12 protein-coding genes and 1 pseudogene are annotated in these 14239 nt (G+C 69.6%); 8 read left to right on the plus strand and 5 right to left on the minus strand.

From position 1 onward, the window contains the following. The first annotated feature begins 72 nt into the window (after positions 1-72). The 6 genes from AB0M02_RS22210 to AB0M02_RS22235 are packed head-to-tail and all read left to right on the plus strand — an operon-like array spanning position 73 to position 4496. Positions 73-576, plus strand: coding sequence for a PadR family transcriptional regulator (locus tag AB0M02_RS22210; RefSeq protein ID WP_364229519.1), 504 nt, complete (start codon positions 73-75; stop codon positions 574-576). Then, positions 573-1307, plus strand: a complete 735-nt coding sequence (locus AB0M02_RS22215) for an ABC transporter ATP-binding protein (RefSeq protein WP_364229520.1) — start codon at positions 573-575, stop codon at positions 1305-1307. The genes AB0M02_RS22210 and AB0M02_RS22215 overlap by 4 nt, the downstream gene beginning before the upstream one ends. Beyond that, a complete protein-coding gene (locus AB0M02_RS22220; RefSeq protein ID WP_364229521.1) occupies positions 1307-3049 on the plus strand; it encodes an FtsX-like permease family protein in 1743 nt (580 codons plus the stop codon). Before AB0M02_RS22215 ends, AB0M02_RS22220 begins: the two co-directional genes overlap by 1 nt. A 28-nt stretch (positions 3050-3077) precedes the next feature. Next, positions 3078-3431, plus strand: coding sequence for a VOC family protein (locus AB0M02_RS22225; protein ID WP_364229523.1), 354 nt, complete (start codon positions 3078-3080; stop codon positions 3429-3431). Continuing rightward, positions 3428-4096, plus strand: a complete 669-nt coding sequence (locus AB0M02_RS22230) for an alpha/beta hydrolase (RefSeq protein ID WP_364229525.1) — start codon at positions 3428-3430, stop codon at positions 4094-4096. Before AB0M02_RS22225 ends, AB0M02_RS22230 begins: the two co-directional genes overlap by 4 nt. Positions 4097-4115: 19 nt before the next feature. Continuing rightward, positions 4116-4496: a DUF4375 domain-containing protein gene (locus AB0M02_RS22235; RefSeq protein WP_364229527.1), complete on the plus strand. Its 381-nt coding sequence runs from the start codon at positions 4116-4118 to the stop codon at positions 4494-4496. A gap of 4 nt (positions 4497-4500) precedes the next feature. Here the strand turns inward: AB0M02_RS22235 and pntB are convergent, their stop codons facing one another. From pntB to AB0M02_RS22250, 3 genes are all read right to left on the minus strand, one after another. After that, on the minus strand, positions 4501-5943 hold the full coding sequence (gene pntB / locus AB0M02_RS22240) for a Re/Si-specific NAD(P)(+) transhydrogenase subunit beta (protein WP_364229528.1): 1443 nt from the start codon (positions 5941-5943) through the stop codon (positions 4501-4503). 1 nt (position 5944) lies between these two features. After that, entirely contained in the window at positions 5945-7462 is a 1518-nt protein-coding gene (locus tag AB0M02_RS22245) for a Re/Si-specific NAD(P)(+) transhydrogenase subunit alpha (RefSeq protein WP_364229529.1), read from the minus strand. A gap of 362 nt (positions 7463-7824) precedes the next feature. Continuing rightward, complete coding sequence (locus AB0M02_RS22250) at positions 7825-8655, minus strand: NAD-dependent epimerase/dehydratase family protein (protein WP_364229530.1); 831 nt, start codon at positions 8653-8655, stop codon at positions 7825-7827. Positions 8656-8738: 83 nt separating this feature from the next. Between AB0M02_RS22250 and AB0M02_RS22255 the strand changes: the two genes are divergently transcribed. Beyond that, positions 8739-9638, plus strand: a complete 900-nt coding sequence (locus AB0M02_RS22255) for a LysR family transcriptional regulator (protein WP_364229532.1) — start codon at positions 8739-8741, stop codon at positions 9636-9638. A gap of 115 nt (positions 9639-9753) precedes the next feature. On the opposite strand, the gene AB0M02_RS22260 is transcribed toward AB0M02_RS22255, so the two are convergent. Beyond that, complete coding sequence (locus AB0M02_RS22260; RefSeq protein WP_364229534.1) at positions 9754-10725, minus strand: cyclase family protein; 972 nt, start codon at positions 10723-10725, stop codon at positions 9754-9756. Between the two features lie 646 nt (positions 10726-11371). On the opposite strand from AB0M02_RS22260, the gene AB0M02_RS22265 reads away from it, so the two are divergent. Then, positions 11372-12145, plus strand: coding sequence for a siderophore-interacting protein (locus AB0M02_RS22265; protein ID WP_364229536.1), 774 nt, complete (start codon positions 11372-11374; stop codon positions 12143-12145). A 1911-nt stretch (positions 12146-14056) separates the two neighbouring features. Here the strand turns inward: AB0M02_RS22265 and AB0M02_RS22270 are convergent. Continuing rightward, positions 14057-14239: pseudogene (locus AB0M02_RS22270) on the minus strand (IS630 family transposase); the annotation flags it as partial.

Raw genomic sequence — 14239 nt, forward strand, 5'->3', positions numbered from 1 at the left:
CAGGGTTGTCCCCTGTTGACAGTCGCCGGAGATAACCGTTAGCTATAGGGGCTAACGGTTAGAGGGGGTGCGATGCAGCAGGAAGTGGTCCTGGCGATGCTCGCCAAGGAGCCGTCGCACGGGTATGAGTTGCGGGCACGTCTGCGGGAGGCGCTCGGGCCGCTCGGGGACGCGATGAACGACGGGCATGTCTACGTGACGCTGACGCGGCTGGAGAAGGCCGGGCTGCTGGTGGCTGACCGCTCGGAGCGGAAGGTCTATGCGCTGACCGCCGCCGGTCAGCAGCGCGTCAGTGAGTGGATCGAGGAGGTGAGCTGGCCGAAGCCGGATCTCGCCGAGTTCCACCTGAAGCTGATCGCGGCCGCGTCGGCGGGGCTCGCCGACCCGCTCGCCATCGTGGACACCCAGCGCCGTGAGCTGCTGCGCCGCCTGCGCGACGCGCAGCGGGCGGCCATGGCCGAGCCGGAGCACTCGGGCGCGGCGCTGCTGCTGGAGGGCGTCGTGCTGCGGCTGCAGGCGGATGTGCGCTGGCTGGAGGCGTGCGAGAAGACCTGGACACGGAGGAGGGCACAGTGAGCACGACGGTTCTGCGGACACGCGGGCTGCGCAAGGAGTACGGCAGGGGCGCGACCCTCGTCCGCGCGGTCGACGACGTCGACCTGGACGTGGCCGCCGGTGAGACGGTCGCGGTGATGGGGCCCAGCGGCTGTGGGAAGTCCACGCTGCTGCAGCTGCTCGGCGGGCTGGACCGGCCCTCCGGCGGTGAGGTGACGCTCAACGGGCGCCGCGTCGACGGCTCCGGTGAGAAGGCTCTGGCCCGGATCCGGCGGGACGAGATCGGCTTCGTCTTCCAGGCGTTCCACCTGATGGAGGAGCTGACCGCGGTCGAGAACGTGGAGTTCCCCGCCCTGATGGCCGGGCGTTCCCCGCGGGCGGCCCGGCGGCGCGCGCTGGAGCTGCTGGAGCGGGTCGGCCTCGCCGAGCGGGCCCGGTTCCTGCCCTCGGCGCTCTCCGGCGGGCAGCGGCAGCGGGTCGCGGTCGCGCGGGCACTGAGCAACGAACCGTCGGTGGTCCTCGCCGACGAGCCGACCGGCAACCTCGACAGTGCCGCCACGATCGAGGTGCTGCGGCTCTTCGAGGAGCTGCACCGGGCCGGGCAGACCCTGGTGGTGGTCACCCACGACGCTCGGATCGCCGCTACAGCGGACCGGCTGATCTCGATGCGGGACGGCGCGTTCGTGGACGAGACGCGGCTTACCGGCGGGACCACCGGGCAGTTGGGCGCGCTCGTCGGGCTGGAGGACTGATGGGCAGGGTGGTGCTGGTGGTACGGCTCGCGCTGCGCGACCTGCGACGGCGCCGGGCGGAGGCGGTGCTGTTGCTGGTGGCGGTCCTGGCGGCGACCACGACGCTGACGCTCGGGCTCGTCCTGCGCGACGCCGCGGCGGACCCCTATCAGCGGACGCGCGAGCTGACCAGCGGGCCCGACGTGGTGGCGTTCGGCGACGCGGGGACCCTCGGGGCGCTGGCGGCCTCGGCGGGAGTGGTGGGATCCAGCGGGCCGTACCCGGTGGCCGGCGCGGAACTGGGCACGGCCACGGGGCGGGCCTCGGACGTGCAGGTGATCGGGCGGGAGAGCACGGCGGCGGCGGTCGATCAGCCGTCGATCGTGGACGGGGGCTGGGTGCGGGACGGCGGGGTCGTGCTCGAGGCGGCCTTCGCGGGGGCTCTCGGGGTGACGGCCGGTGACACGGTCACGATCGACGGGCGTGCGTTCGAGGTGGCCGGGACCGCGGTCACCGCGGCGATGGCGCCGTATCCGGAGTTCACCTGCATGCTCATGACCGGCTGCGCCGGGGGCATGACGGACGCGAAGAAGGCCGGGCTGCCACCGGACATGGTGGTCGACCCGGGACTCGTGTGGATGGCTTCCGGGGACGTTCCCTCGTCGTCGGCCTACGTGATCAACCTGCGGCTGGACGAACCGTCACGGGCGGCGGCGTTCGTGTCGGCGGATCGGGGCATCGGGCTGATGACGTGGGAGGAGATCCGGGCCGAGAGCGGCGCGGTGGCCCGGGACGCGCAGATCCTGCTGCTCATCGGGGCGTGGCTGCTCGGGGTCCTGGCGATCGCGAGCCTCGCGGTGCTGGCCGGCGGGCGGATGGCAGATCAGACGCGGCGCGCCGGCCTGATCAAGGCGGTCGGCGGCACACCGGCGGTGGTCGCGGTCGTGCTGCTCGCCGAGTACGTGCTGGTGGCACTGGTCGCGGCCGGGCTCGGGCTGGCCGGTGGAACGCTCATCGCGCCGCTGCTCGGGCTGGGCACACCCTCGCTGGACCTGCCGACGGTGGCGGCGGTGATCGCGGTCGCGCTCGCGGTGACGGTCGGCGCGACGGTGATCCCGGCCGTACGAGCCGCGCGGTCCAGCACGGTGGAAGCACTCGCGGACGCGTCCCGGGCACCGCGTCGAGTCAGCTGGATGATCTCGGTTTCGAGTCGTTTGCCCGTACCCTTGCTGCTTGCTCTGAGAGTGACCGCCCGCCGGCCGCGACGTGCCGTCCTGGCCGGAGTCAGCATCGCGGTGACCGTCAGTGGGATCTTCTTCGCGCTGGTGCTGAACGACTTCCTGAACAGCATCGTCCACGCGGCCCTGCTGCCCCGCGTGCTCCTGGTCGTCATGATCGTGCTGGCCTGCCTGGCCGCGGTGAACGCCGTCGTGGTCACCTGGACCACCGTGATCGACAACCGGCGGCCGTCGGCGCTGGCCCGCGCGCTCGGTGCGACGCCGCGCGAGGTCAGCCTGGCGCTCGGCGCGGCTCAGGTGCTGCCGGCGACCGTGGGCGCGCTGATCGGGGCGGGGCCGGGCGGCCTACTGCTCTTCTACGCGATCATGGCGGTCACGGGCGGGGACGGGTCCCGGGCGACGCTGCCGGCGTTCTGGCAGCTGCTCGTTCTGGTCGTGGTGACCGTGCTGGTGGTGGCCGGTCTGACGGTGATTCCGGCGCGGCTCGGCGGTGGGCGCCCGGTGGCGGAGTCGCTGCGGGCGTAGTTGGGTGAGTGCCATGGGAGATCCTGTCGTGCATTTCGAAGTCATCGGGACCGACCCCGCGGCACTCCGCGACTACTACGGTTCGCTGTTCGGGTGGGAGTTCGACACCGGCGGGCCGGTCGCGCCCGAAGTGTCGGAGGCGGGGAACTACGGGTTCACGCAGGGCGACACGATTCCGGGCGGGGTCGGCGGTGGAGCGGGGTTCGCGCCGCACGCCGTGTTCTACGTCGGGGTTCCGGACGTCGGGGCGGCGCTGGCCAAGGCGGAAAGCCTGGGCGGCAAACGGGTGATGGGCCCGGCCCGCTCGCCCGGCACCGGGCTGGTGGTCGCGCACTTCACCGACCCGGAGGGCAACCTGATCGGGGTGGCGGCCGCGGGATGACGTACGTGCTGGTGCACAGCCCGTCGGTCGGCCCGCTCACCTGGGCCCCGGTCGCGGCGAGGCTCGGTGGCGCCGTCGTGCCGCGGATCACCGGGCTCCATCCTCCGTTCTGGCAGGCGGTCGCGGGCACCGTCGGCGCGGCGATCGACCGGACGCCGCCGGGCGAGCCCGTGGTCCTGGTGGCGCACAGCAACGCGGGCCTGTTCGTGCCGGCGATCGTGGAGGTGAGCCCGCGGCCGGTCGCGGCGTGCCTGTTCGTCGACGCGTCGCTGCCGGCGCTCGACCCGCCGACGCCGGTCGTGTCCCCCGGCCGGCTGACGTTCCTGCACGCGCTGGTGGAGGACGACGGGCGGCTCCCGCCGTGGACGAGGTGGTTCGACGAGGCCGACGTGGCGCCGATGTTCCCGGACGACGCGACCCGGGCGGCCGTGGCGGCGGAGGAGCCCCGGCTGCCGATCGCGTACTACGAGGAGGCGGTGCCGGCACCCGCGGGCTGGGATGATCGGCCGTGCGGCTATCTGCTGTTCGGGCCGCCCTACGAGGCGGTGGCGGCGGACGCGACCGATCGCGGGTGGACGGTCGGCGTGATACCCGGCCGCCACCTGCACCAGCTCGTCGACCCGGGCGCGGTCGCGGAGTGGATCGGTGGCTTCCCGCCTGGATGACCCGTGCGAGGATCACCGCATGGACCCCGCGGAGCTGCAGAACGTCCTGCTCGACGAACTCCGCACGCGCATGCCGGCCGGCGCGGACGAGCACGCCGAGGACGACCGGCTGGCCGAACTGGCGCCGCGGCTGCGCACCCTGTGGCTTCTCGACTGGCTCGACTTCGAGGTCGCCCAGGGCGGCCTCGAAGCCTACTTCACCAACTCACACGGCCGGCACGCGTCGCTGGCCGTCGCGGCGCTGCGCGACATCGGCGCCACCACCATGGCGTCCGTCCTCGACACAGCCCGGTCCGCGGCGGGCCGTGCCGCGCTGAGGGCCCTGACTGACCGGTTCGAGGAGGCCGCGGAGACCGACGGGTGGGGCGACAAACTCGACACGTACCTGGCGAACGCCTGATCCGTCAGCGCCCGGCGGGGACGGACGCCGTCACCGCGCGCAGGATGTCGTCGACACGTTCCTTGGCGTCGCCGAAGAGCATCGCGCAGTTGTCGCGGAAGAAGAGCGGATTCTGGACGCCCGCGTACCCGGACGCCATCGACCGCTTGAAGACGATCACGTTCTCTGCCTCCCACACGGTCAGGACCGGCATACCCGCGATCGGGCTGGCCGGGTCGTCCGTGGCGGCCGGGTTCACCGTGTCGTTGGCGCCGATCACGAGCACGACTGACGTACCCGGGAAGTCGTCGTTGATCTCATCCATCTCGAGGACGATGTCGTAGGGAACCCGAGCCTCGGCCAGGAGCACGTTCATGTGGCCCGGCAGACGCCCGGCGACCGGGTGGATGCCGAAGCGCACGGTCACGCCGCGTTCGCGCAGCACCCGGGTCAGCTCCGCCACGCCGTGCTGGGCCTGGGCGACCGCCATCCCGTACCCCGGTGTGATGATCACCGAATCGGCCTCGCTGAGCAGGTCCGCCACCGCGGCCGCGTCGACCTCCCGGTGTTCGCCGTAGTCCCGGTCCGAAGCCGGCCCCGCCTCGATCCCGAAGCCGCCCGCGATCACCGACAGGAACGAGCGGTTCATCGCCTTGCACATGATGTAGGAGAGGTACGCACCGGACGACCCGACCAGCGCACCGGTCACGATCAGCAGGTCGTTCTCCAGGAGGAACCCGGCCGCCGCGGCCGCCCATCCGGAGTAGCTGTTCAGCATGGACACCACGACCGGCATGTCACCGCCGCCGATCGACGCCACCAGGTGCCAGCCCAGGGCCAGCGCGACGATCGTGGCCGCGATCAGCAGCCCGAGCCCCGGTGACACGACGAACCAGGCGGTCAGCGCGACGAACGCGACGAGCGCGCCGATGTTCAGCAGGTTCTTGCCGGGCAGCATCAGCGGGCTCGACTTGATCCGCGCGGACAGCTTGAGGAACGCCACGATCGACCCGGTGAACGTGACAGCGCCGATGAACACGCCGATCACGACCTCAGCGCTGTGGATCCCCAGCATGTCCTGATTTTTCAGGATTAATGATTCCGAACCGTCTGGGTGCGCCTCCACGTGCAGGTATCCGTTCCAGCCGACCAGCACAGCCGCCAGACCGACGAAGCTGTGCAGCAGCGCGATCAGCTCCGGCATACCGGTCATCTCGACCTTGCGGGCCCGGTACAGGCCGATCACCGCGCCGATCCCGGTGGCTACGACGATCAGAATCAGTCCGGTGGCGCTGATCTCGCGGGCGATGGCGAGCGCGATGGTGGCGGCCAGGGCGACGGCCATCCCCGCGATGCCGAACGTGTTGCCGGCCTTGGCGGTCTCGTGCTTCGACAGACCGGCGAGGGCCAGGATGAAGAGCAGGGCGGCGACGATGTAGGCCGCCTGCGCCGCGGTTTCGACGGTCATGTCAGCTCCTGGAGAACATGGCGAGCATGCGGCGCGTCACCGCGAAGCCACCGAAGACGTTGATGCTGGCCAGCAGGATCGCGACGAACGAGAGGGCGGTGACGACCGCGTCGCCGTGCCCGATCTGCAGCAGGGCGCCGACCACGATGATCCCGGAGATCGCGTTGGTGACCGACATGAGCGGCGTGTGCAGCGCGTGGTGCACATGGCCGATCACGTAGTAGCCGATCACGATGGCCAGGGCGAAAACGGTCAGGTGCCCGCGCAGCGCGGCCGGCGCCAAAGCCGCCAGCACGAAAAGTCCTGCGCTTGCGGCGGCGAGGAGCGGCAGGTGGTTTTTTCTTTTTTGTACGGGAGGAGCCAGCGCTGCCTCGGCGGGAACGACGGCGGGCGCCACCGAGACCGACACGGGAGGCGGCGGCCAGGTCAGCTCGCCGTCGCGTACCACAGTGATCGACCGCTGGACGACGTCGTCGAAGTCGAGGACGAGCGGGCCGTCCTTCTCGGGCGTCATCAGCTTCATGAGGTTGACGAGGTTCGTGCCGTACAGCTGGGAGGCCTGTGCGGGCAGCCGCCCGGGCAGGTCGGTGTACCCGATGATCGTGACGCCGTTCGCGGTGACGACGACCTCGCCGGCGACCGTACCCTCGACGTTTCCACCGTTGGCGGCGGCCATGTCGACGATCACGCTGCCCGGCTTCATGCTCGCCACCATCGCGGCGGTGAGCAGTCGCGGCGCGGGCCGGCCGGGGATCAGCGCGGTCGTGATGACGATGTCGACCTCGGTGGCCTGGGCGGCGTAGAGGCGGGCGGCCCGCTCGTTGTAGTCGTCGGACATCTCCTTGGCGTAACCCGTGGCGGAGACCTCGACGTCGGCGGCTTCCACGGACAGGTACTCGCCGCCGAGGGAGCGGACCTGGTCGGCTACCTCGGGGCGGGGGTCGGTTGCTCGTACGATTGCTCCCAGACTCCCTGCCGCACCGATGGCAGCCAGCCCAGCCACCCCGGCGCCCGCGACCAGCACCCGGGCCGGCGCGACCTTGCCGGCGGCGGTCACCTGGCCGGTGAAGAACCGGCCGAAAGCGTGCGCGGCCTCGACCACAGCGCGGTAACCGGCGATGTTGGCCATCGAGGAGAGCACGTCGAGCGACTGCGCGCGGGAGATCCGGGGCACCGCGTCCATGGACAGCGCGGTGATCGGCCGCCGCGCCAGGTCCTCGACCAGCTCGGGGTCGAGCCGTGGGTTGAGCATCCCGATCAGCGTCGTGCCGTCGGCCAGCTTGTCCAGCTGCTCGGCGGGCGGCGGGTTGATCGCGAACACGACATCGGCGGCGAGAGGGTCGCCGATCGTGGCCCCGGCGTCGGCATAGGCCTCGTCCGAGAACGAGGACCGTGCTCCCGCCCCGGACTCCACCACCACGCCGTACCCGAGCTTGACCAACTCCGCCACGGTGGCGGGAGTCGCTGCGACCCGCCGCTCCCCCGATTGCGGGTCACGCGGTACACCGATGATCACCATTGACTCCTCGGTTTGAAGTTGATCGTGAAAACGTGGCAGGCGGGCCACCGGTTCAACGTTGTTACTCACCGGTAGGAGGTCCCGGTACCGAGAGGCTAAGGGCAACGCCCCCGGATTCCCAGTGTCCCGCCCCCGCAAAATTTCCCGCGATCATGCACCGACGGAAGAAATCGCATCAGTTTCCCCAGGCCCGATTGAGTACTACCCCGGCCTTCCACGGTGGACACGAACCCACCGCGCTGCCCCCTCGGCCGGACCATCCCGTCCAGCCCGAGCCCTCCCGCCGAGCCGGGCCGATCCGCCCAGCCGGGCCGCCTCTCGGCCGGGCCGTCTCGCTCGGCCGGGCCGACGTGGCCCAGTTCCTACGTCACCGGGGCGCCGTCGTAGCCACCCGCCTCGATCTCCGCGACGAGCGACCGCCGCCTCGGCCGCCAACCCAGCACCCGGCGGCCCTTCTCACCACTCGCCTGCTGGTCAAGGAGCAGCGCCCGCCCGAACTCGCCCAGCCGCCCAACCGTCCGCCCGGGCTCCTCAGGAACCACCCGCCCACCGAGGCCCTTGCGGCGACTCACAGCCTCACCCAGCTCCCGGACCGTCGGGTTCACCCCGCTGACCGCGAGAAACTTCTCACCGCGCCCCGCCCGCTCCAGCGCCAGAGCGTAGAAATCGGCAAGATCGTCAACATGGACCGTCGCCCAGTGCTGACTCCCGTCCCCGATCAGTTCCTCACTGAGCATGCGCGGGATGCCACCACCACGCCCGTAGACGACGCCCGGCTCAACCAGCACCGACCGAACGTTCGACGCTCCGAGCACCCGCCGGTTCACCTCCTCGCGCCAGGCCACGATCGGCGGCGCCGCGATCGGTGACTCCTCAGTGATCGCCTCCCCCTCGCCGTAGACCCAGATCCCACCGGTACGCACGAACACCCCATCGAGCCCGCTCAGCACCGCGTCAGCGAAATCACGGTCGGCATCCGCGCTCGTCTCGTCACCCGGCGTAGCAGTGTGAATGACCGCGTCACTCTTCTCCGCGAGCCGCCGCACCAGCGTTTTGTCCCGCATGTCCCCGACCACGTCGCCCTCACCACCGGACGCCCGCACCAACGCCGTAACCGTGTGCCCGGAAGCGATCAGCGCAGGCCGAATCGCCGACCCGATGTAACCGGTCGCACCGGTCAGAAGAATGTTCATGCATACAACGTCGGCCACGCGAGCGATCGTGTCCAACGAACGCTCTTGATCGCGGTGATCGCCATCCACGATAGGCTGGGGGCATGGAACAGCGTCAGCTGGAGTTCTTCATCGCGGTAGCCGAAGAACTCAACTTCACCCGCGCCGCCCACCGCACCCACGCCGTCCAGTCGACGGTTTCCGCGAGCATCCGCGCTCTGGAGCGTGACCTGGGCACGCCGCTGTTCGATCGCAGCACCACCCGGGTCGCCCTCACCGCCGCCGGTCGCGCGTTGCTGCCGGAGGCCAAGAACGCGCTCGAGTCACTCGACACGGCACGCGCGGCCGTCGAGGGCGCCGGCCAGGGACTGCGAGGCAGCCTCCGCGTCGGGACCCTGGCGGGCCTCACGGTGATCGACCTTCCCACCCTGGCCGGCGCCTTCCGCAAGCAACATCCAGGCGTACGCGTAAACATGACAGTCGCCGCCGAAGGCTCCTCGGGCCTCCTCGACCGCCTGAGGTCACACCGCCTCGACGTAGCGTTCGTGGGCGTCGACACCCTGGGCGTAGAGGGCATCGACCTGACCCCGATCGCCTCCTTCCAGCCCCGCCTGCTGGTGCCCGCCGACCACCCGCTGGCATCCTCCGGCCCCGTCTCACCAAGCGCGCTGGCCGACGAGCAGTTCATCGACCTACCAGCCGGCTACTGCAACCGAATCCGCTCCGACAACGACTTCCGCCGAGCGGGCCTGAACCGAACCGTAGTCGTGGAAGTCAGCGACTTGACCACCGTCCCGCGCTACGTGGAGGCCGGCCTGGGCATAGCCGTCGTGCCCCCGCTGCGCTCGGAGTCAGGAACAGCGGTGGTCCCAGTCGACCTGAACCCCCCGGCAACAGCGTGGACCCTGGCCGTCGCCCGCTCCTCCGCCGTCCCCGCCAGCAGGGCCCTCAAGGCCTTCCTCGACCTGATCCCCACCCACACAGCCGCAACCGCCGAATACTGACGCCGACCCGCCCGCCTGACGTCCGCGCTCACCCCCTACTCGACCGCGGCCACCGTCGCTCGACGATGCCGCACAACCCCTCCGTGCCGACGTCCCTGACCGGCCCACCCTGGAGTCACCAGCTGGCGAGGACGCGCGCCTGACCCCCGGATCCACCCTCGTAGGGAACCAGTCCCACGAAGATCGTCGCCCCGGCCGCCGGGATGCGGTCGAGGCCGGCCAGGTTCTCCAGCCCATAACGGTCCGCACCCGTCAGGATCAAGTGCGTGTCAAAGGTCGACGAGTTACCCGGATCGATGCTGAGCGTGTCCACCCCGAGGCTCCGAATCCTCCGATGCCGCAGAAGCCACTCACAGGCCTCCGCCCCGAACCCCGGAAAATGCAGCCCACCCGCCGAGTCCGACCCCCGATACGCGTCCGCGTCACCCACCTTCGCGCCCCACCCCGAATACATGAGCACCGCCGCCCCGTCCGGGATCCGCCCATACCGCCGCTCGAACGCCCGCAGATCCTCCACAGTCACCACCGTGTCAGCGTCCCGCCGCGCCCGCCGAGCGATGTCGACAACCACAGCCGGAATCACCAGCTCCGACGGCAACAGCTCAGTCGCAGTCCGCCCACCAGCGGTGAAGTGCACTGGTGCATCCACGTGCGTACCAATGTGCTCAATAACCCTCCACTCCTGCATGTAGTAGCCGTCGTCCTCGACGGTGGTCACCGTCCGCCGAACCGCCTCCTCTCCCGGCGCGAACGCCGGAAACGACGGCCCCAACGGATAGGTGAGATCCCGCAGCCCATGCCGCCCGACCCGGCCCCCGGCCTCGCCCACTGCTCCATTGCCGGCCTGGCTCTCAATCCGGTTGCCGACCGCGCCGCCTCCTCGGCTGTCAGCCCCGTCGGCGGCTCGGCTGGCAGCTCCGTCGGCGGCCCCGCTGCCAGCTCTGTCGGCGGCCCGGCTGCCAGCTCGACTTTCGGCCGCCGCCGGCGAGGCAACCGCCGCAGACGCGATGACCGCCGCACCAGCCGCGATCGCCGCTCGCCGCGACATCCCAGGGTGACTTTGGGTGGCTCCTGGCTCAATGCACATGGATTCCTACTCCCCAGCTAGGCAACGTTCTTCCTCATCCTGCACAACGGACGGTCACAAGTCTCATCTCTGGACGGCCAGGAGCCCCCACCAAACAGCGGGTTGCCACACCACCGCGTGATCCACCACCAGCAACAACACGCACCGATCCTCGACCCCGCCCACAGACCCAGAAGCCGGGATCGTCCCAGCCCACACAAGCGGTCACCGAACCCTCAGAGCCGGCCTCCGCCACGACCCGACCGCCAACCTCCGACCACCCCCGCCACAGCCCGACCGTCACGCAGACCGCTCCCACCACGACCCGACCGCCAAGCTCCGACCACCCCCGCCACAGCCCGACCGTCACGCAGACCGCCCCCGCCACGACCCGACCGCCAAGCTCCGACCACCCCCGCCACAGCCCGACCGTCACGCAGACCGCCCCCGCCACGACCCGACCGCCAAGCTCGGACCACTCCCGCCACAGCCCGACCGTCACGCAGACCGCCCCCGCCACGACCCGATCGCCCAGCTCGGACCACTCCCGCCACAGCCCGACCGTCAGGCGGACTGCTCCCGCCGCGGGCAGGTTTCGAGCTCGGGCCGGCCTCGCCACGCGGTCTGATGTCGAACTCGGGACTCGTTCCGTTGTTAGTCTCGCCGCGTGACGTTTCCGAGGCGTGCGGCCCGTCCACACCTCAAGGTCAGGGTCCGCGACGTCACGGATGTCACCGCCCACATGCGCCAGATCGAACTGACCGGTCCCGACCTGTCCCGGCTGCGCGTCCGCCCCGGCGCCCATCTCGTCATCCGCATCCCCAACGTCGCTGGCTCTTCGACGGCCCGCCGCGTTTACTCGATCTGGTCTCACCGCCCAGCCGCGTCCTCCCTCACGATTCGTGTCGCGTTGCACGACGTCGGCGGCCCCGGTTGCGTCTGGGCCCAGGCCGCAGCTCCCGGCGACCGCCTCGAGGTGGAGCAACCCCGCACCAAAATCACCCTCGACGCCACCGCCGACTTCCATCTCTTCCTCGGCGACGAAACCGGCGCCGTACCGCTGCTCGCCATGCACGCCGCCCTGCTCCGAACTGAGACCCCAGCCTCAGGCGTCGCCGGCCGCCGCCTTGATCCGCCGGTCTTCGGCGTCTTCGAGTCCGCTGACCCCGGCGACGAGATGCCGGGCCCGGACAACGTGCCTCCTCTTCCTTGGGTTCACCGGAACGGCGCTTCGGCCGTCGCCTCCCGCGTGTTGCTCCGTGCCGCCCAGAACCTCGACCTGCCCGCGGGCAGAGGCGCCGCCTACATAGCCGGCGAAAGCGACACCTGCCGCCTGATCCAACGTCACCTCATAGAGCAGCGCGGCTGGTCTCGCCGCTCAGTCCACACTCAACCCCAGTGGGCTCATGGCCGCCCCGGTTTCGGCGCCGGCGGCGACTAATCCCGGCCTCATCCTCGCCTGGGTCTCGTCAACAATCTGCATCGACCGAATAACAGCCGCGCCAACCAACTCAGGACATACTTTTGTCCAATTCGCACTTTACGATGCTCTGTTCATCTGCGTTCTGCGATCGCAGGACCGAACCTTAGCCCACCTTCTCGGCAACGACAACCTTCGCGGCCCGGAACAGGATTTTCCGAGTTTGTGACAGGCAGGCGAAACTTGGCACATGAATCAAAGCACAGTTTTGGCATGATCCATTGCTTACAGCGTCGCTCGATCCGCTGGGAAGATTTATGCATGCGACAGTTACAGTTCTTCACCACCGCAGAATTAGCCGCCATGCGCGACCGGACAGCGTCACGCCGCTATTCCCCTGCCAGCGAAAAGTTCCGCCGCGAGCACGAGCGCCATCGCGCGTGGGGCTTGGCCAGGCGCCATGCCGAACGCCTTCGCCAACTGCGCGGCACCTCCGGCACAGCACCGCCCATCCCGGCTCCAGCCTCATCCCCGGGGGCGCAGACACAGACCCAAACGCGGACCCAAGCGTGCGCCCAAACGCGGACCCCGCCTGCGGCGGCTCCGGCGCAAGGCGCCCGCCCAGCGGCCCCATCATCCGAGGCCGCCGCGCCCACGACTCCGTCGACACCCACAATCCGGTCAGCACCCACAGCCCAGTCAAGGCCCGGAGAGAAGTCAGCACCCGCGACCCAGTCAGGGCCCGCAGAGAAGTCAGCACCCGCAACCCAGTCGCCGCGCCGGACCCAGCCAGCGCCGTCAACCCAACCAGCGCCGTCAACCCAGCCAGCCGCTTGGACCGAGCCACCACCCACGGCCAGGTCAGTGTCAAAGCCCAGGCCAGCATCCACCGCCAGGCCGGCACAGATCACCCAGTCAACGTCCAAGGCCCAGTCGCCGATCAAGCTCCGGCCGAGGTCAAGGCCGATGGCCAAGAGGGCAACCCGCGTGCCACTTGGTTCGCAGCCGAAGAACCACTGCACGAGCCCTCGCAGTGCCGACCTCTCATGTGTCTGGTCAGGCAACGTCGCGACCTCAACCGGCGAATGCGGTTTGGCGAGCACCATTGACCAGAGATCCGCCGCCACAGGTGACGGCCTTTCCGATGCCCTCGAGCTGACGACCTTATTCTGGCTACCGCGTCAAAAGTGGTACCCGATGGCGCCACCGGACCCTATACCTACGCCGCCGGAGAGCTGGACATCAACATCTGGCCGCGATCCCCCAGTAATGTCCGCGATCTGGATGCTGAGGGCTGGAGCGTTTGACCACTCAAGGAAACGGAGGGAATGGCGAAGCCGCCCTAGGAGCGTGTCTGACAGGACGAGCTTTCCGGACTCATTCGATAGATCAGCTCGTCGGCTGACGTTGTTGTTCTGCCGGAGCGCCGGAAGTCTCTTTCTCTTCCTGGCGCATCTCGGAGGAATATCTCGGCGGCCGTCGATCGAAGCGACTCGGAAGGAGGCCCCTGACGGGCTGCCACCCGAAGGTATGGAAAGAAAGCCGCGCAGAAGGGGCAACCCGGGAGGGTCAGTCCAGGAAGCCGTGCTGGGCCAGGACTGAAGTCTCGTCAGGGCGGGTCGCCATGCCGGCTGCTACCGCTGCCAGCACCGCGAGCACGAATGCCGCCGCCATCAGCCACCGCACAGTGTCACCTCGCATCCTCAAGGTTGTCGATGCACCGTAGCGGGTCAACAGGGGCCCTGACCCTCACGTCCCATAATGCGGAGCACGGAAACAAACCTTGCAAATTCAGGAGGCCATTTTGTTCGATCAAACGGGGAGCCGAACCAACCCTGCTCAGGAAAGGGTGATGAACCACGCCCGGCCGGACGTCAACAACGGGGAGCGGTGGATTGACGGGAGATCTTGGATGACTAGACACCTTTGCCGTCAGGGTCCGGCTGAGGTGGGTGGGGATAGACCTGTTCCGGTGAGGTAGCCGTCGATCAGGCCGGTGCGGTATTGCATGCGTTTGAGCCGGTTCTTCACGGCGGCGGTCAGGTCGGTGGCGGTGCGCACGGCGAGGTTGGCCAGGCTGGCTTTCATCGTCGACCAGACCTTCTCGACCGGGTT

Source organism: Actinoplanes sp. NPDC051861 (assembly GCF_040681145.1).
Classification (GTDB): domain Bacteria; phylum Actinomycetota; class Actinomycetes; order Mycobacteriales; family Micromonosporaceae; genus Actinoplanes.